Consider the following 16,104-nt stretch of genomic DNA (forward strand, 5'->3'; position numbering starts at 1 on the left):
TACGAACCTTACAGTTCAGACCGAGAGGATTGCAAGGTCCCTGTGAACCTTACAGAGCATGATCTTCGTAAGGCGCGAACCTGTCATTCCTTACAGACCTCCAGCGGCTTACACTCCTTGCATGAAAAAGCCTCAGAGTGTCCCCGTCGAGCAAGCACGTAAGGAGTTCGCCGACCTGCTAGACGGCAGCCAGCACAAGGGCGAACACACCGAGATCACCCGGCGCAGCAAGCGATCAGGAGTCCTTGTACCACCCGAGTGGTACGACATGGCTGTCGCCGCCATCGCAGAGAACAAGGAGTTCAGGCGCCGACTGGCCGAGGACGTAGACTCCTCATGACCACCGCCACCGGTCACCCGACAGCCCTGTACCGGCTCTTCGACCGGGACGGGGCACTCTTGTACGTCGGTATCGCCGTCGACCCGGAGGTCCGGCTGCGCGTGCACTCTCGCGAGAAGACGTGGTGGCCTCGGGTAGCCCAGCGCTCCATCGAGTGGTTCGGCAGCCGCCCGGACGCGGAGGTCGCCGAAGTTCGGGCCATCACCTGCGAGGGGCCGAGCCAGAACGTGTCGCACTCCACGACCCGCCAGCGGGGCGACGCGAAGGCCGAGTACCGCAGCCCGTACCCGAAACCTCGCCAGGTTCGCATCCCAACGGACATGTGGACGCAGTTCGGTCGGGCCGCAAAGCTGGGCGGGACGTCACGCGCCAAGGTCGTTTCTCAGTTGATCGACTGGTACATCAGTGAGCCCGGCGCCACCCCGCCCATCCGCCCGCCAGCCGAAACCGAGAGCCCCTCATGACCGACGCCTTGGTGGCCTTCCTCAAGAACCGACTCGCCGATCATCCGGAGTACCTCCCGGAGTGGCGCCCGTAGCGCCCACGCCGAGGCCCCCGCACCGTGCTGGTGCGGGGGCCGTCGCCGCTACGAGCTGGCGACTTCCTTCAGGAAGTATCCGCCGCCCTTACCTCTGGCGCAGTGAGCGATGCGGTGCCCGTCTCCGTCCCCCAGCTTGGGTCCCCCGACGCCGTGACGATGTTCACCCCCGCAGTGCGGGCAGTCGATGACGAGCTGGCCATCTTCTCGGTAGGCGTCGACGGTAGGGTCATTCACCATGGCTCTCCTCGGGTACTGACCCCGCTTCTGTGCAGCGGGCTCTATGAAGACTCCGAGGCTCAGGCGATGGTTGCACTCCACGGCAGGCTTTCCCAATTCCAGCACCACCGCCCCTGCTCCCCCGGCAGACTGTGCCCATGGCGAGGTACACGGTCCACGGTGCGACCCGACGCGAGTGCCAGGACGCCCTGGACGAACTCGGCCGGCTCCTCGACGTGACGGTGACGCTCCGGCCGACGAACAGCCTGGGCGGCTCCTGGATCGCCCGTGCAACACAACAGGCCCCGGACCAGACGGTCCGGGGCCTTGCCATGCAGGGAGCTTCAGTCCCGGATGAGTTGCCCGTCGTCGTCGCTGGGGCAGTCGCAGACGCAGGCGTGGTCGTAATGGTCTGAGCCGACGCCGTAGCAGTGGCAGTGGCCTTCACCGCAGGGCTGGTTCTCCTCGTCCTGGGCGTCAAGGACAGCTTCGTCGTGCTGGTCGTATTCGCGCAGCTCGTCGCTGCTCATGACGTCGGCGTTGGTCATGTCGTCGTAGTTGGACATCGTGCCTCCTTGGTTGATGGTCCCGCCGGGTGCGGGGTGAGTGGTCGAGATGGGTGTCAGTCGCGTGTCGTTCAGCCGTGACCGTTGATCATGTGGTTCACGCAGGCCGGGCAGTCCTCGCGGGGGGCGAGGTGCTTGTGCTGCTCGCGGCTGTCGTAGGCGTGCAGCCAGCACTGGGGGCATTCGCCCGGCGGTGGGTTCAGGGCCTTCTTGGTGGCCATCATGGACTCCTAGTTGGGCGTCTGGTTCCGGGTCTTCGCGATGACACCGCGGGTGGTGCTGGTGACGGTACGGGTGTCCTGGTGGACAGCCCCGTGGTAGTGCTGGACGACGGGCTGGGCGGTCTGGTTGGCGTCTTTGATCTTCGCGACTAGGCGGGCGACGGCGAGGGCGGCGAGTACCGGCGACCCGAAGAGAATGCCGAGCACCAGCGGGTCGACCTGGCCGACCACCCACAGGGCGCCGCCGACGGGGATCGCCGCGACGGACACGGCCTTGAGGACACCACTCGCGTCGACCGCCCACTGCGACATCGGCGGAGTGCCAGGCTGGGCGACCGGCAGCGCAGTGCCGACCATGGGGAGCATTCGGTCGTCCCGGTATGAGACGGGCTTCTCGGCCAGCACCTCATCGACCGCGGCGGCGATCTCACGGGCACGGGCCATAACGGGGTCGGGCTGCCCGGCGACGGGCTGCTCGGGCAGCTGCATGAGGGGTCTCCTTAGCGGTAGGTCACTCTTGGTTACGTGGTTCGGGGTGGAGTCATTTGTGCGGGTTTGGGGCCGGACGCGAGGCCGGACGCCCGGACGTCAGTGCAGGTCAGGCCCGGACAGACCCCGGACGGGAGGGTGTCTGAGCCGGACGGGCGCGTCCGGCTCAGACACCGCTTGTCCGGCTCGACCGCCGACACGTCCGGGGTTTGACCTGGGAAAACCGGCAGGCCGTCCGGGTCCCGTCCGGGCTATTCACCCAACCCGAACCGGTCACGCACCGTTATCAGGACACGGGAGCGGGGGTAGCCGAAGACCCTCGACCCCTCCCACGCCCGCTTCACCTTGTCCTCGTCGGTGCGGACCACCAGGCGCCCCAGGGTGTCCGCGGACACGTCCATGCCGGATGCCGTCAGGTACTCGATGAGCACGGCGCCGGGGAGCCATTCGGCGGGCGCCCCGTCGGCGTCGGAGCGCACGTCGAACGCGTCGAGGAGGGCGGCCAGGATGTTGGCTTGGTCGTCGCCGAGGGCGCGCAACTGGTCGGCCAGCGGCACCGAACCGGCCGGCAGCGTGCCCGCCTTGGCCCGCAGCTCGAAAGCCCGGCCAAGGATCAGGGCGACCTCGTCGTCGTCGTAGTAGTAGCCGCGGGTCAGTTCCGGTTCGGCGCCTTCGCCATCCATGTAGATGCCGACGCCGCGCTGCGACTTGAGGATGTCCTGGGCGTTGTGCCCGGCTGCCGCGTACCCCTGGCCGAGGATGGTGTCGGAGGCCTGGGGGGTGAGGCAGCGCATCGCCCACCGGATGGAGAGGATGTCGCGGATCCCGGACGGCACCGAGTCCGCGTCGGGCTTCTGTGTGGCGCAGAGGGTGATGATGCCGAGCGCCCGGCCCTGCTGCACGATGAGGCGCAGCAGGCGTTCCATTTCCTCGCGGACCTTGCGGTCGGCGGCGGCCCCGTATGACGACCACTCGTCGACGAGGAGGACCGCCAGGTTGACCCGCGAGTCCTTGGCCGCCATGGCTGCGGTGAGCTTCCGTGACCCGTGCTCCTTCGCGAGGGCGCGGCGCTGCGGGATCTCCACGGTCCAGATGTGCTCCAGGATTTCCAGCAGCCGTTCGGGGTCGCCGTCGGTGTCGTACATGGTGGCGATCTGCTCGAACGGGGTGATGTCCGCTCCGGCTTTCCCGTCGCACAGGTACAGGGGCACCGTCGGGTCGAGAGCGGCGGCGAGCAGCAGGTCGTTCGCCGCGGCGGACTTTCCTGCACCGGGCTCACCGCCGAACAGGCCGGACCGCTCAACCCATTCGGTGCTGACGGCCTGGCCGCGGAGGTTGATCCCCATGGGGATGGCCTGCCACAGGTTGATGGACTCGACGTCGAGGAGGGGGCCGCGGGCGGGGGCGCCGGTGAAGGGAAGGTTCAGGGAGACCCGGAGCCGGATGCGTCCTTCGCGGTCGCCGCGGCCCTGGTTGAGCTGCTGCACGGCGACTCCGAGGGCGCCGGCGACAGCGTCCTTCGCGGTGAGGGCCTTCTTCGTGGGGATGCCGGACGGCAGGTCGAAGATGACTTCCCAGGCCTGCCCGTCGGCGGTCAGCGTGCAGGGGGTGAGCAGGGTGAGGGTGTCGTCGGTGCCGATGACGCGGGCGTTTTGGTAGACGTGGGTGAGCATGGTGTCGGTGAGGGTGTGGGTGTCGCCGAACTTGGCGTCGCGGTCGTCGTAGAGCTCGCCGCCCATGGTGCGCCGGCCGATCAGGGCAAGCGCGAGGAGGGCGGAGCCGGTCGCGATGACACCGCCGGTGCCGCCGATGAGGTAGATCCCGGCCCCCTCCGGGACGGCGATCGCCGCGGCGACGAGTGCGCCTCGCGCACCTCGCCGCGTCCTGGCGTCACGCTGGGCGGACTTGTACTTGCCCATGGCGGTGACGGATCCGGCGAACGCGGTCTCCATCTCGCGGCGCCGCTTCTCCTTCTCCTTGCCGGGGATGAGCCGCATGCCGTGCCCGAACTTGGCCGTCTTGTAGTCGGCTTGGGCCTGCTGGACTTCGCGCCGCGCGGTGGCGATCTGGACGCCTTCGGTGCCCTGCACCCACAGGAACGTGCGGCGCATCCCGCGGAACACCTGGGCGCTGTGTCCGTGCTCGGTGTTCTGCCGGCGCACCCACCGGCGGAACGCCCGGACGGAGTTCACCTTGCCGACGGCGGCACGCGCCCGCCACCCGGTGGAGGTCCGCACCCACTCCGGAGTGAGGGGCATGTCACCGAGAGGGTCCGGGCGGTTGACGGGGGCGCTGGCGGTCTTCTGGAGGACGGGGCCGGCGGGCTTGCCGGTCGGGTCGGCGATGAGGTTGGTGAAGAGCCGCTCCCAGTTCGGGTCGGGATTCGCGGGGGTGCGCTCGATGCTCACTTCTGCTCCTCGGTGGAGGCGTTCTTGGCGGCGATGGAGGCCTGCTTGCGGGCGGCTTCGACGTACTTCGGGGTGTCACCGGGGCGCCGTCGGCCGGGGCGTGCAGGGGGGTTGTAGACGCGGGTCTTCTTGGCCGCCGGGATTTGCGATGCACGCTGCGACGACGTCTTGTCACCGAGGGTGCTGACGGGCTTGTTGAGGCGGGCTGCTGCGACCTTCTCTGCAGCCCGGTTTCGCATGCGGAGAATCTCGTCGGACTCCCCCGGCCCGGCGCCGTCGACGTCGAGCTTGGCCTGCTTCCAAATCGCGGAGGTGATGGCCGTCTCGCCAAGGTCCGCAGCAAGCTTCAGGGCGTGCGCGTGGACCCGGGGGAACATCTGCCTGCGGTCCGCGTCCAACTTGTCGGCGGCATCGCGTGCGACGTTCTCCAGATGCGCCTGCCGCTCGGCTTCGAACAGCTTCGTCGCGGCCTGCTCGGCGGCTTCGCGCTCGGCGGCCTTCTTCGCCGCGCGCCGCTCCCGCCGGGTCAGGACTCCGTCACGCCGTCGGATCCGCCCGTGTTCGTGGAGGTCCCACACCCCGGGGCCGGCAAGGCTCGCAAAGGCGGTACCGATCGCAGTGGCAGCGTCGAAGTGGCCGAGGCCGTGGACAAGGTTGATCCCGGCAGCGACGGATGCGAGCGCCCAAGCGATGAGCCGGTAGTGCCAGTGCGGACGGTGCGCGGCAACAGCTGCTGCGGCTCCGGCGAGGATGACCCACGCCCCAGCTTCGAGCATGATCGGGGCGGCGAGGAGCCACTTGGCGGCCGGGTTGTAGAACGCGGACATCTGGACGGGCAGGGCGACGATCGCGCACATGATCGCAAAGCCGAGGGCAGTGTTCCGCCACAGGTTCGCGGCCTTCCCGATCTTCTGCGCGTCGTTGGCCTCGGACTTCCTGGCCTCGGCTGCGGCGGCCTTCTCGGCTGCCTCTTCCCGGGCGGCCTTGTCGCGCTTGCGCTGTACGTCTTCGAGGTGCGCGTCGTGTTCGGCCCGGTCGCGTTCCAGGCGCATGGCCTGCCGTTCGTTCGCGAGGCGCATCTTCTCTGCCTCGGCTTCGGCTTTGATCTCGATGGCCTTGGCCTCGGCTTCGGCGGCGATTCGCCGCTCTTCGGCGTCGGCGTAGGCCTTGGTGCGGATGGCTTCGGCTTCGGCTTGGGCGACGAGGTCGACGGTGGTGGTGGCCGGCTCGGGCTGAGGCTCGGGGGTGGCGACCGGCTCCTCGGTGGGCGGCACGGTGAACGTCCGCCAGTCCGTAATCACGGGCAGGGGTCGACGGTGGCCGTTCACCTGGGGCGGGCTGGTCGTCACGACGGTTCGGTGTCCTCTCGGTTCAGGTGGGGAGTGCGGTGCAGGCAGGCCGGGTCAGAGCTGGTCGGGCGTGAGGGAGAAGAACAGGACCACGAAGTTCGCCCCGTACTTCTCGGTGAGGCTGTCGTGGATGGCCTGATAGGTGGAGGTGTGGGTGTGCACTCCCGGCACTGCGGTGACAGGGCCGTCGTCGGTCGCGATCTGGCCTCGACCGGTCTGGATGGTGGCGATCCAGTGGTAGGTGGCGGGCTCGGAGGCCTCGCTCTGCACGGTCATGACGGGTCCTTTCGGGTCAGATACGGGCGGTGGCGGGGTTCTTGCCGCGCAGGTGGGCGAGGGTGGCGAGCCCGAAGCCGATGAGGACCGGCTGGGCGGCGATGAACTGGACGGTCGCGGCCAGCACGGTCGCGGTGGCCTGGGCGAGGTTGGGGAAGAGGATCAGCAGCACCAGGGCTGCGGCGATCAACATCAGCTTCTTCACGGGGTGCGCCCTTCTGGGCTCGGATTGGGTGGTGCGGGAGTGCCCCGGGCCGGATTCGAACCGGCCGCCCACCCCCTCGATCTTCGGGTGGCGGAGCTGTTGAACGGTCAGTTGCAGCAGTCGCACTTCGAGTCGCTGCACTTCTCGACGCGGCCGAGGCCAAGGGCTTCGGTGACCTTGTTGGCGACCTCGCCGCCCTTGTCACCGGCGACGGTCCTGCCGACGACCTGGGCACTACGGGTGGCCACCTCGGCGGCGCTGGTCTTGCGGCTGAACAGGCCCATGGGGGTCTCCTCTGGTTGGTGGTTGTGGTGCGGTGCGCGCCCCGGGCCCGATTCGATCGGGCACCGTCACGGCTGGGCCGGGGCTGGCTGGTCAGTCCTGCGGGGTGTAGTCGACCGAGACCCCGAGGATGTTGAGCGCCACGGTCTGGCTGTGCGGCCCGGCTTCGGCGCACAGCCGGTCGGCGGGAGCAGCGTTCCCTCGGGCGAGAGCCCGACCAGCGGCACCGATCTCCTCAGGGGCCGGGAGACGGGGCTCGGAGGCAGGCTTGCTGCGGTTGAACAGGCCCATCAGCGCCGCGCCTCGGCGATGGCGTTGGCGATGCGCCTCTCGTCCCCACCGGCCGCCGCGTTGAGCTGCTGAGCGGCGGCGACCTGCCGGTTGATGGACTCGTCAGTCATCGCGGCGGGGTTGGTGAGCGCACCACCGGCTGCCACTTCGGACAGCAGGGTGGCGGCGGCGTGACGCTCAGCAGGGGTGGATCCGAACACGGCAGGTCTCCTCTTGAGTGCGGCAGTGGCGGTCTCGGGCAGGGGCTCGCGGGCCATGACCAGGTTGACGGCGCTCACGCCGTGGCCCCCTTCGCCGCGGCACGGGCTTCCTGCTGCGGGGTCCACGGCAACAGCAGACCGTCACCGGCCTCACGGAAGAGGACATGTACATGCAGATGGAAGACCGTCTGGGTAGCCGCCTCACCCTTGCTGGTGATCAGGTTCGCGGCAGTCAGCTCAGCCATCAGCTCAGCAGCCCGCCCCATCACCGCCTTGGTGACCTCGATGTCGACACCGGCGTCCTCGACGTGGACACGGGGCAGGACGAGGACGTGACCGCCGTTGACACCACCGCGGGGCCTGATCGCAATAACGTCGGACCACTTACGGACGACCGTGGCCGGGGCCTGACCGGCGGCAATGGCACAGAAAACACAGTCCTGCATGAAAGGCTCCTCAGTAGGGCGGCGGGGGTTGGACTGGTCATGCGTGGTCGGGCTTCCACGTGCCGTTGTTCAGCCGGTTCAGCTCGTCGAGGTGCTCGTCGACGCCCTCGCGCATCATTTCCGCGACACGGTGCTGCCCGTTCTCCGCAGCCTCGCGCTGCGCCTTCCGGTGGTTCTTGATGTCGGCCGTGATCTCGGCGCGGGTCTGTTCGACGGGCTGCTTCTTGAAAAGGTGGCGGGGCCTGCTCATGGGTTCTCCTCTGGGATCGGGTCCGGGCTGTTCCGGGCCACTCCGCCGCCACCAACCGCGGGGGTTGGAGGCGACAGGGCAGGCCGGGTCAGGCGGCGGCCAGGTCGTACAGGCCGTCCAGCTGGTCGAGCTCGTCGACCAGACGCGGCCCGAACGGCTGCCCGGCGTCGTGCTCGACCGCCAGGGACCGCAGCCAGTACCGGGCCCCGTGGTCGCCCCGGGCCGTCACGTACCGGGTGACGATCTCCCCCGGGGGCAGGCCCCGCTTCTCGTCCCACATGACGCTGATGTCCGTGGCGACCAGGTGGGCGCGGATCTGCCGGACCTCGGAGCGAACGGCGGCAGGATCACCGGAGACCACGTCGGCAGCGGTGAGGCTGGAGGCGAACCGTTCGGCCTGGGCGACGGTGGTGGTCTCCCGCCGCCACGTCGCGGACACCGACACCGCGGCGTCATCAGCGTCGGACAGGAGGTCGAGGCGGGGCGCGGACATCAGGTACGGAGACATGGAAGTGCCCTTCAGGTGGGTGGGTGGGGTGAAGTGGGGTGGAAGGCCGTGCCCGGCCGGGGGCGAGGGGTGGACACCGGTCGGGCACGGCGGTCAGGTGGTGGTGCGCTTCTTCTCAGCCGCTTCGCGCTTCGCCCTGGCGGCCTCGGCGTCCTTCGCGGCCTGCTTGATGCGGTCCAGACGAAGACGGAGGTCACGGTCAGCGGGGCACAAGTCAGCAGACCCGAACACGGGCGGTCACCACTGCCGCTGCGCCAGGAACCGGCGACGAGCAGCCGGATCCGTGGGGGGCTTCGGGGAGTCCTGGGAGACCGTCGCGGTCCGGCGGACGTAAGAGCCGGCTGCGTGGGCGGCGACGTCTGCCGGAGACAGGTCGTTGAGCGCGGGGCGCTCGACGGTAGAGTTCTGCACAGCCATCGGGGTCTCCTTCATAGACCTTGGCGGTGAGGGTCGGATGCTGCGCGATGTAGGAGTCGCAGGCGTCCGGCCCGTTTTTGCTGTGTGCTGCCCGCGGACGAATCCGGTAGGAGTGAGCAGCACCCTCCCCTCAAGCTGGGGCTTGAGAAGTGGTTACGAGGTAGACAGTAGGCGGCTCGACACATCGCGTCAAGGCGCGTCTTGAGAGAGTGTCGGAACACCTCTACTCTCAGGACATGACCGACTCCCTGGACGCCTCCTTCGCCCCGCTGAACGCCCACCTCAGAGCCATCGGCGATCTCAGCGAGCGCTACAGGACCATCCGGGAAGCCGAGGAGCTCTTCGAATCGCTGAAGCGCACCCACCTTCAAGAAGTCGCCCAGGGGCTGCGCGCCGAAGGGAAGAAGTGGAAAGAGGTCGCCGAGATCATGGGCGGCGTCTCCTACCAGCGGGCCTTCCAGTACGGCCAAGGCGAGTAGCCGGGTGTCTGTCATGCCCTCAAGTCAACCGGCGGCCGGCTTACCGGACCATGAGCGCGAGCGGCGGCCGGCAGCACGCCTTCCGCCCGGTCAGCGCGCTTCCGGCAGCAGGTCGGCACGGATCACGAAGAACGCCACCAACGAGACAGCTGGGGCCGGATAGTGAACGTCATCGATGCATGGGACGGCCGGAAGGCCTGCGTTCTACAGCAGGCGTTCCGGATGACCCAGGAAGCGTTCGCCGATCACCTTGGGGTGTCGGTGCGCACCGTGGGGAAGTGGCACGCCGAGCCTGATGCGGCGCCGCGGCCGGACATGCAGCAGATCCTCGACACTGCCTACGAGAGGGCCGCCGACACTGTGCGCCACCGGTTCAACCTGCTGCTCAGACCAAGCCCTGCGGCCACCCCCGCCCAGTCTCTACGGGTCGCCATCGCGGTCGTGCTGCGCGGTACGGAGGTGCTGCTGGTGTGCCGCCGGGGCGACGACAACCTCAGCTGGCAGTTCCCGGCAGGGATGTGCAAGCCAGGTGCAACTGTCACGTCGGTGGCCGTGCAGGAAACCCACGCGGAGACCGGGGTCCACGTCTCGGTCCGCGAGGAACTCGGCACCCGGGTCCACCCGAAAACCGGGGTGCTCGCCAGCTACGTCCTCTGCGACTATCTCGCCGGCGAGGCCAGCAACCTGGACGCCGTCGAGAACATGGACGTCGCCTGGGTACCCCTCGCTGCTCTGACCCGTTTCATCCCGGCCGAGAACATCTACCCGCCGATCCTGAGTGCCTTGGAGGCCGCGTGACCGAGCAGAGTGTCCAGCCCCCCGTCTCCACGGCGATCATCGTGGACGGCGGGCGGGTCCTGATGATCCGCCGGCAGGTGCGGGAGGGGAAGCTCCTGTGGGCGTTCCCCGGCGGCGGCATCGAGGCCGGCGAAACCCCGGAGCAGGCCGCGGTGCGGGAGACGGCCGAGGAGGTCGGCCTGGAGGTCGAGGCCGTCCGGGTCCTCGGTGACCGGGTGCACCCGCAGACCGGGGTGCCGATGACGTATGTGGCGTGCGAGCTGATCTCCGGCGACGCGATCGTCGGCGACGCGGAGGAGATCGCCGCGGTGGCGTGGATCGGGCACGGGGACATCCCGGAGTACGTGCCGTATGGGCTGTTCGGGCCCGTGCAGGAGCACCTCGACGAGGCGCTCCCCCGCTGACCGCGAGCACCAGAAAGGCCCCCACCGACGGTGGGGGCCTTGTGCATGCGAGGCGGCTAGACGTGACCTTGGCGCCTCAGCTCCTCGACCGCTTTGCGTGCGACCTCGCGGATCTCGGCGGCGGTCATGTTGTCGACGGTGGCGACCATGGCGTTCGTGATGGCTTGGTCGAGTTCTCCGTCGGGGATCTTGGCAAGTCCGCCCTTTGGCCGCGTGCCCTTCATCTCGATGGGGCCAACGGCGCCGTCAAGGATGCTGCGGCTGGAGCCAGGCGCCCACCTGATGACCTTTTCGACTTTCGAGAGAGTCCCCGGCCGCACAGGTTCGCCGCGCTCCAGCTTCTGGATGGTCGCTCGCGACACGTCAGCTTCGCTCGATAGCCATGCCTGAGTTCCGCCGCGCGCTTCTCGTGCGTCGCGGACTGCCCTACCGAGCGCTTCCCAGTTCTCTCCCATGACCACATCTTGCATGCCTTGCTTGCCCTACGCCAACCCTCCGCACGAAAATGACTAGATCGGCTTGCTTTAAGCCTAGGTGAAGCTTAGGTTGGAAGTGGCCAGAGCAGGCGATACAGCGCCCCACCTGCGCCGATTCGGAGTCAACGGCGAGGGGTGGGAATGGGTAGCGAGCTGCGCCGCAAGTTGCGTGAGGCGCTGGGGCCGGACATCACTGGCTTGCAGCGTGCGGTTGCTCTGGAGATCGCGGATGACGCCAGGTACGACGACAACTGGCGGTACGACCCGGACAAGGGGCGTCGCAGCAAGGTGCGGTTGGCGGAGCTGGTCGAGTGGACCGGGGCGAAGGACGCGAACGTGGTCCGGAACGCGATCAAGCGCCTGTCGGCGGCCGGCTGGGAGTTCCGTATCCCGATCGGTCAGGACAAGCACGGCAAGCCGATGTACGCGGTGCCGGGTAAGGCGATGACGTTCCGGGTCCCCGACTTCGAAGGGGTAGCCGTGGCTACCCCTATGCCTGAAGGAGGAGCGGGGGCTACCCCTAGGGAGAGCCAGGGCTCCCCTTATGGAGAGCAGGGGCTACCCATAGGGGTAGCGGGGGCTACTCCCCCATCTCTTAGTTCTCTTGGTTCTCTAAAAGACTCTCCCTCCTCCTCCGGTCCGTTGCCGTCTGCGGGTGATGAGCCCACTAGTGAGGGAGGAGGGGGAGGTGATTCTTCTTTCGAAGATCAAGCAGCCGAAGCCCTCGCCGCGGCCCTCGACTACCGCGGTGCGGCACCGAGGGTCGGCCAGGTGGCGACGATCCGCCGCCGCGCTGCTGCCGCTTTGTGTGCCGGCTGGACGGAGCAGGAGCTGAAGGAGTACCTGGACTTGAAGGGGGACCCGAACGCCCGGGACGCCGCAGCTTTGTACGGGCACCGGTTGCAGCCGGATCAGATGCCGGAGCTCCAGGTGTTCCGCGAGGCTGCGAGGCGCCCCCTGGAGGGCACGGACGCCATCGTGAGCGGGCGGATGGACCTTGCCCGCCCCACGGGCCCGCACAGGCCGTACCAGGACTCCTGGGGGCGCCTGGAGGAGGAAGGCCGGAATGGGTCACGGCCGCAGGGGTGGGAGCGGGTGCCGCACTGCGGGGACCCGGACTGTGATGAGGTGACCCGCCGGCGGGATGTGGTCGGACATGACGGGTTGCCGTCGACGACGTTGTGCCAGCGGTGTCATCCGGCGATGCGGTTCTGAGGTGGGCTTTCTAATGGGGTCTCACTCTTTCGGGTGACCCCCCTTTCCATAACGCCTCACGGTGAGGCATTATGGAGTCATCGCCACCGAGGGGGACCCGATGAACACCACCGCCGCCGCGCTCCAGGCCAACGTCACCGTCGCCACCATCCGCACCTGGGCCCGCAACGGTGTTATCGCCGCAACGAAGATCGCCGGCCGTTGGGTCATCAACAGCGTTTCCCTCGCCCGACGCATCACCATCGGCAACCGACACACCCGGAAGCAGGCCCCCGTGGCCCTGAATCTCAACGCCACCTACACCTACGCCACCCCCGGCTTCACCCACCCCACCGAGACGATCACCACCCGGATCAGCACCCGGGAGCGGAACGGAATGACCCTCACCTCGGTGCGGGGCCTCGCTCCACTCCTGATCAACCACATCGAGGCGATCACCGACGAAGGCGACCGGCTGCACACACTGAGCGCGCTCTCCATGTCCAGAATCGTGAACTCGGACACCGAGCGGGACGACCTCGACACCACGGTCAGCACCCGGGACAACGGGCGGCTCAGCACCACCTACAGGGGCACCCGCAGCCTGCCCGTCTCCGTCGTCCTGGACCTTGCGGAGCAGATCCGCAACCAGCTCGCCAAGTAGCCCCCCTCCGACACGAAAGGCCCGAAGATGTCTCTCCAGTTGCCGCCAGTACCCGCTGACGTACCTACCATCCTGGAAACCTCCTTCTCTCACCACTACGAGCCCCAGCAGCACGGCGTCGACATCGACACCCAGTGGTGGTGCGTAGCGAACCGGCGGCCACGCTTCGGCGACGCTATTGCGTTCGTACACCCCCCCGGCACGGGGCTTCACCAGTCGTTGCTTCAGCTGATCCTGGGGGCAGACGATTTGGACGAGACGGAAGCGGTCGGGCACTACGCGCTCCGCATCGCCAAGCCTCTCGCCCGTGTGGTCTCGGACCTTAACGACGCTGAGGCGCTCAATGAGCTCAACGCCCTTCTCGGCTCGGGCGGCCCTATGGGGGGCAGTTCGTCGGCTGCGCAGCGGGAACTGACGAAATGGCTGCCTCGTGCCCGTAGCGCGGCCAGCGTTTCGGACATTCCGACACTACAGCTGACTGGTAGCGGGTCCCCGGTGGAGCTGTGGACCGTCACTATGGTCGCCCGGTTCCTCGGCTTCACCGGGGATTCAGCAAACGGCAGCGCCCGCAAGCAGCTGTCGCGGTGGGGGTTGGAGTCGCGGGGCCGGGAGCCAGGCCGGCGGGGCGAGTCTCAGTATTCGGCTGATGAGGTGCGAGAGAAGCAGGCTGCCCGCCCGGGGCGAGGGCGGCACGGCGCAGCCCGTGACAGCGGCAGATTTGCAGAGCCGCAGGACAGCTAATTCCACACAGCGAAGCGGCCCCTACCCGTCTGGGTGGGGGCTGCGGTGCGTCCGGGGTCAGTTGTGGTGGCATCCGCACTGGCAGTCGGCGGGGCACCATTTACACGATGCCGGCTTCTTCGCCCCCACCTTCCCGGTGGCTCCCTGGCAGTAGCCGTGCTCGCCGTGCAAGCAGGACGTGGCCAGGTAGTGGTGCACGCCGTGCTGGTGGGCGTACCGGGTGAGGGCGGTCGCGAGAAGGCCGGCGAGACGGGCGATCACCTTGCCTCCAGGGTTCGGGCTCGGTCGGCAGCGGCTTCGAAGAGGTGGGCGAGCTGCTGCTCGGTGTGGCTGTCGGCCCACCGGCCGATGATCTGGTGGGCGTGGCCGACCCGCTCGGCGGTGTACCCCGCATCCCAGGTGCTGTCGGGCCACCCACGGTCGGTGACCTCCGGATCGATGAGCCCGCCCAGGACGATGAGGGCGACGCCTTCCGCGATGGCGTGCTCGGGCGTGATGACGGCGATGAAGTCTTCGAACGTGGTGGTGCCGAACAGGGCCCGCCGGAGAGCGCGGAACGGGCCTTGGTCGGCGTAGGAGGCTGCCTCGCGGAAGCCCCTGGAGATCGTGGGTGCGGTGGGGAGCTCGGCGAGCTCCGTGACGGACATGCTCATCGGTTCCTCTTCCTCGCTGCTCACCGTGCGGCCCGGTTGGCCCGTGGCTGGGGTTGGTCGTCGGGAACGTGCTGTTCGCCGGTGGGCTGGATTACGGTTTCCCACCTGGCCCCGGGTCGGCCGGCATGCTCACCCCGGGGTGTGGTCGATGGGCTGGTCACTGTTCGGCCCGGGTGGGGCATCCGGGGTGGTGGCCAAGGCAGACGCCGCAGCAGGGTTTCGGAGCGCCCGGTCCGCCCGGGTGGGGCGGGTTGAGGACGGCGACCATGCGGTCACGGAGGTCGCCGTCACGGATCCAGTCGACCGCTTCAGCGAGGAGCCCGTCGAGGAGGACAGCGCGGGCGCGCTGCTGTGCGGCGTCGGCTTCGGCGGCCCGGCATTGCCCGGTGACAGCACCGTGGGCGTCCTGGAGGGTGACCAGGTCGGCCCCCAGGGCGCGGACACGGGCCTCGGCGGTGGCGGCGCGCTTCCCGTTCTCGATGGCGCGGTCGGCGTACTGCGCGACACGGGCGATGGCCGAGGCGTGCGCCTCGCGGCAGGTGTCCAGTTGGCGGGCCAGCTCGGTGGACTCGGCCGCTTCGAGTTGCTCGTACAGGGCGTCGAGGGCATCGCTGGTGAGGTCGTCGAGCGGGATACGTGGCTGGGTGGTCACTGCTCCTCCTTCGCGGGGATTCGTCGGGCGCAGGCGTGCGGGTCGGCGCACTGGGGGCTTCCGTCCCACCAGGTGGCGGGTGGCAGGGCGGGCTGACCGCACCACTGGCAGACAGGCTCGGGCTGGGTGGTCACCGGACCCCCTGGTCTGCTTGGTCTGCCCAGTCGGTGAGCTGTGCGGCCAGGTGTCGGGCTTGGGCTGGGTTGATGACGGCGGCCGGGTCGCCGGTGGTGGTGATGTGGACTCGTAGCCAGGGCCACGGAGTTGCGTCGTCGGGCTGGTCGTCGCGCCCGTCACGGGTGATGTGGCCGGGGATCAGTGCGAGGCCGATCTCGCCACCACGGGGGTCGTCTTCGGCGGGGAGGATGTGTGACCCCTGGTAGGCCCATGGGGGGCCGCTGGGGGTGTCGGTGTCGATGCCGGGGATGGATGCGTAGATGCTCACCGGGGCTCCTCGGTGGCGTCGTCGTCGGGTGCGAGGTCATCGAGACGGTTGGCGTGGGCGGGGAAGTACAGCGGGGCGACGCCGCCGCCTTCGTAGCCGTCTCCGAGGGGGTCCTCGTCGAGGCTGTAGAACGTCCCGGTCTGGCCGAGCCAGCCGACTTGACGGAGGACGAGCCGGGCGGTGTCGGTGGTGACGGTGGTCTCGGGCCCGTTGGCGTGCATGGGGCGGTGGGGTCGGGTGTTGGGCGGGGTCTTGGCCACGGGGTGGTCCTTCCGGGTTGGGGTGGCCGCCTGTGGTGGGGCGGCCACACAGCAGGGGCGGTCAGGCGGCGGGGCGCGGCGCGAGGCCGAGCACGATGGCCGAGGTGCATGGCCAGAGGATGTGAACGGGGCGCAGCTCGTTGGCGTCGCCGTACCAGACGCCGCGCTCGGTGCACCGGGCGCACACGGTCTCGGCAAGGCCGAACAGCGAGATACCGCACGTCGGCTCGTGGCCGAACGTCTCAGTGGCGGGCGTCGTCACGTGGGTCTCCTTGGGTGGGCCGGGATCACCCGGCAGCAGGGGCGGGGGTGGCCGCTGTGTGGCGGCCACCC

The 16,104-nt window shown here is 68.8% G+C and carries 28 protein-coding genes; 7 read left to right on the forward strand and 21 right to left on the reverse strand.

Features of this window, described 5'->3' with window-relative positions:
* Nucleotides 1–121 precede the first annotated feature (121 nt).
* Nucleotides 122–340 (forward strand): type II toxin-antitoxin system prevent-host-death family antitoxin, encoded by a 219-nt coding sequence (locus AB0917_RS23860; protein ID WP_366821664.1) that lies wholly within the window; start codon nucleotides 122–124, stop codon nucleotides 338–340.
* The gene (locus AB0917_RS23865; RefSeq protein ID WP_366821665.1) at nucleotides 337–804 is read left to right on the forward strand and encodes a hypothetical protein; all 468 of its coding nucleotides are present in this window, start codon (nucleotides 337–339) and stop codon (nucleotides 802–804) included. Before AB0917_RS23860 ends, AB0917_RS23865 begins: the two co-directional genes overlap by 4 nt.
* 637 nt (nucleotides 805–1,441) lie before the next feature.
* On the opposite strand, the gene AB0917_RS23870 is transcribed toward AB0917_RS23865, so the two are convergent.
* The 14 genes from AB0917_RS23870 to AB0917_RS23935 all read right to left on the reverse strand — a co-directional run bounded on the left by AB0917_RS23870 (nucleotide 1,442) and on the right by AB0917_RS23935 (nucleotide 9,005).
* Nucleotides 1,442–1,663 carry a hypothetical protein gene (locus tag AB0917_RS23870; protein ID WP_366821666.1) on the reverse strand — a complete coding sequence of 74 codons (222 nt, stop codon included), beginning with the start codon at nucleotides 1,661–1,663 and terminating at the stop codon, nucleotides 1,442–1,444.
* Between the two features lie 71 nt (nucleotides 1,664–1,734).
* Nucleotides 1,735–1,884, reverse strand: coding sequence for a pRL2-8 (locus AB0917_RS23875; RefSeq protein WP_366821667.1), 150 nt, complete (start codon nucleotides 1,882–1,884; stop codon nucleotides 1,735–1,737).
* Between the two features lie 9 nt (nucleotides 1,885–1,893).
* Nucleotides 1,894–2,373 (reverse strand): hypothetical protein, encoded by a 480-nt coding sequence (locus AB0917_RS23880; RefSeq protein ID WP_366821668.1) that lies wholly within the window; start codon nucleotides 2,371–2,373, stop codon nucleotides 1,894–1,896.
* A 251-nt stretch (nucleotides 2,374–2,624) separates the two neighbouring features.
* Nucleotides 2,625–4,781: a hypothetical protein gene (locus AB0917_RS23885; protein WP_366821669.1), complete on the reverse strand. Its 2,157-nt coding sequence runs from the start codon at nucleotides 4,779–4,781 to the stop codon at nucleotides 2,625–2,627.
* Nucleotides 4,778–6,130, reverse strand: a complete 1,353-nt coding sequence (locus tag AB0917_RS23890; RefSeq protein ID WP_366821670.1) for a hypothetical protein — start codon at nucleotides 6,128–6,130, stop codon at nucleotides 4,778–4,780. Before AB0917_RS23890 ends, AB0917_RS23885 begins: the two co-directional genes overlap by 4 nt.
* Before the next feature lie 54 nt (nucleotides 6,131–6,184).
* On the reverse strand, nucleotides 6,185–6,406 hold the full coding sequence (locus tag AB0917_RS23895) for a hypothetical protein (RefSeq protein WP_366821671.1): 222 nt from the start codon (nucleotides 6,404–6,406) through the stop codon (nucleotides 6,185–6,187).
* Between the two features lie 16 nt (nucleotides 6,407–6,422).
* Nucleotides 6,423–6,611 (reverse strand): hypothetical protein, encoded by a 189-nt coding sequence (locus AB0917_RS23900; RefSeq protein ID WP_366821672.1) that lies wholly within the window; start codon nucleotides 6,609–6,611, stop codon nucleotides 6,423–6,425.
* Between the two features lie 107 nt (nucleotides 6,612–6,718).
* Nucleotides 6,719–6,895: a hypothetical protein gene (locus AB0917_RS23905; RefSeq protein WP_366821673.1), complete on the reverse strand. Its 177-nt coding sequence runs from the start codon at nucleotides 6,893–6,895 to the stop codon at nucleotides 6,719–6,721.
* Nucleotides 6,896–6,986: 91 nt separating this feature from the next.
* Complete coding sequence (locus AB0917_RS23910) at nucleotides 6,987–7,184, reverse strand: hypothetical protein (RefSeq protein WP_366821674.1); 198 nt, start codon at nucleotides 7,182–7,184, stop codon at nucleotides 6,987–6,989.
* Nucleotides 7,184–7,462, reverse strand: a complete 279-nt coding sequence (locus AB0917_RS23915; protein ID WP_366821675.1) for a hypothetical protein — start codon at nucleotides 7,460–7,462, stop codon at nucleotides 7,184–7,186. The genes AB0917_RS23910 and AB0917_RS23915 overlap by 1 nt, the downstream gene beginning before the upstream one ends.
* Nucleotides 7,459–7,830: an HIT family protein gene (locus AB0917_RS23920; RefSeq protein ID WP_366821676.1), complete on the reverse strand. Its 372-nt coding sequence runs from the start codon at nucleotides 7,828–7,830 to the stop codon at nucleotides 7,459–7,461. Before AB0917_RS23920 ends, AB0917_RS23915 begins: the two co-directional genes overlap by 4 nt.
* A gap of 37 nt (nucleotides 7,831–7,867) precedes the next feature.
* Nucleotides 7,868–8,080 (reverse strand): hypothetical protein, encoded by a 213-nt coding sequence (locus AB0917_RS23925; RefSeq protein ID WP_366821677.1) that lies wholly within the window; start codon nucleotides 8,078–8,080, stop codon nucleotides 7,868–7,870.
* Nucleotides 8,081–8,168: 88 nt separating this feature from the next.
* Nucleotides 8,169–8,588: a hypothetical protein gene (locus tag AB0917_RS23930; protein WP_366821678.1), complete on the reverse strand. Its 420-nt coding sequence runs from the start codon at nucleotides 8,586–8,588 to the stop codon at nucleotides 8,169–8,171.
* 237 nt (nucleotides 8,589–8,825) lie between these two features.
* A complete protein-coding gene (locus AB0917_RS23935) occupies nucleotides 8,826–9,005 on the reverse strand; it encodes a hypothetical protein (RefSeq protein WP_366821679.1) in 180 nt (59 codons plus the stop codon).
* A 236-nt stretch (nucleotides 9,006–9,241) separates the two neighbouring features.
* Between AB0917_RS23935 and AB0917_RS23940 the strand changes: the two genes are divergently transcribed.
* The 3 genes from AB0917_RS23940 to AB0917_RS23950 all read left to right on the forward strand — a co-directional run bounded on the left by AB0917_RS23940 (nucleotide 9,242) and on the right by AB0917_RS23950 (nucleotide 10,686).
* Nucleotides 9,242–9,484, forward strand: coding sequence for a hypothetical protein (locus AB0917_RS23940; RefSeq protein ID WP_366821680.1), 243 nt, complete (start codon nucleotides 9,242–9,244; stop codon nucleotides 9,482–9,484).
* Nucleotides 9,485–9,646: 162 nt separating this feature from the next.
* Complete coding sequence (locus AB0917_RS23945; protein WP_366821681.1) at nucleotides 9,647–10,282, forward strand: NUDIX domain-containing protein; 636 nt, start codon at nucleotides 9,647–9,649, stop codon at nucleotides 10,280–10,282.
* Nucleotides 10,279–10,686, forward strand: coding sequence for an NUDIX hydrolase (locus AB0917_RS23950; RefSeq protein ID WP_366821682.1), 408 nt, complete (start codon nucleotides 10,279–10,281; stop codon nucleotides 10,684–10,686). The genes AB0917_RS23945 and AB0917_RS23950 overlap by 4 nt, the downstream gene beginning before the upstream one ends.
* Nucleotides 10,687–10,742: 56 nt before the next feature.
* Here AB0917_RS23950 and AB0917_RS23955 read toward each other — a convergent pair whose 3' ends face one another.
* Nucleotides 10,743–11,141, reverse strand: coding sequence for a helix-turn-helix transcriptional regulator (locus AB0917_RS23955; RefSeq protein WP_366821683.1), 399 nt, complete (start codon nucleotides 11,139–11,141; stop codon nucleotides 10,743–10,745).
* 162 nt (nucleotides 11,142–11,303) lie between these two features.
* On the opposite strand from AB0917_RS23955, the gene AB0917_RS23960 reads away from it, so the two are divergent.
* Together AB0917_RS23960 and AB0917_RS23965 are read left to right on the forward strand one after the other, a co-directional pair.
* Nucleotides 11,304–12,377 (forward strand): hypothetical protein, encoded by a 1,074-nt coding sequence (locus AB0917_RS23960; RefSeq protein WP_366821684.1) that lies wholly within the window; start codon nucleotides 11,304–11,306, stop codon nucleotides 12,375–12,377.
* 100 nt (nucleotides 12,378–12,477) lie between these two features.
* Complete coding sequence (locus AB0917_RS23965) at nucleotides 12,478–13,020, forward strand: helix-turn-helix domain-containing protein (RefSeq protein ID WP_366821685.1); 543 nt, start codon at nucleotides 12,478–12,480, stop codon at nucleotides 13,018–13,020.
* Nucleotides 13,021–13,818: 798 nt separating this feature from the next.
* On the opposite strand, the gene AB0917_RS23970 is transcribed toward AB0917_RS23965, so the two are convergent.
* From AB0917_RS23970 to AB0917_RS23995, 6 genes are all read right to left on the reverse strand, one after another.
* The gene (locus tag AB0917_RS23970) at nucleotides 13,819–14,022 is read right to left on the reverse strand and encodes a hypothetical protein (protein ID WP_366821686.1); all 204 of its coding nucleotides are present in this window, start codon (nucleotides 14,020–14,022) and stop codon (nucleotides 13,819–13,821) included.
* Complete coding sequence (locus AB0917_RS23975; RefSeq protein ID WP_366821687.1) at nucleotides 14,019–14,408, reverse strand: hypothetical protein; 390 nt, start codon at nucleotides 14,406–14,408, stop codon at nucleotides 14,019–14,021. Before AB0917_RS23975 ends, AB0917_RS23970 begins: the two co-directional genes overlap by 4 nt.
* A 163-nt stretch (nucleotides 14,409–14,571) precedes the next feature.
* Nucleotides 14,572–15,066 (reverse strand): hypothetical protein, encoded by a 495-nt coding sequence (locus AB0917_RS23980; RefSeq protein WP_366821688.1) that lies wholly within the window; start codon nucleotides 15,064–15,066, stop codon nucleotides 14,572–14,574.
* A 130-nt stretch (nucleotides 15,067–15,196) separates the two neighbouring features.
* A complete protein-coding gene (locus AB0917_RS23985) occupies nucleotides 15,197–15,511 on the reverse strand; it encodes a hypothetical protein (RefSeq protein WP_366821689.1) in 315 nt (104 codons plus the stop codon).
* Nucleotides 15,508–15,771 carry a hypothetical protein gene (locus AB0917_RS23990; protein WP_366821690.1) on the reverse strand — a complete coding sequence of 88 codons (264 nt, stop codon included), beginning with the start codon at nucleotides 15,769–15,771 and terminating at the stop codon, nucleotides 15,508–15,510. The genes AB0917_RS23985 and AB0917_RS23990 overlap by 4 nt, the downstream gene beginning before the upstream one ends.
* Before the next feature lie 61 nt (nucleotides 15,772–15,832).
* Nucleotides 15,833–16,104: hypothetical protein (locus AB0917_RS23995; protein ID WP_366821691.1), on the reverse strand; the 272-nt coding region annotated here is incomplete at its 5' end.

This window comes from Streptomyces sp. NPDC007346 (assembly GCF_040703535.1).
In the GTDB taxonomy this organism is placed as follows: Bacteria; Actinomycetota; Actinomycetes; order Streptomycetales; family Streptomycetaceae; genus Streptomyces.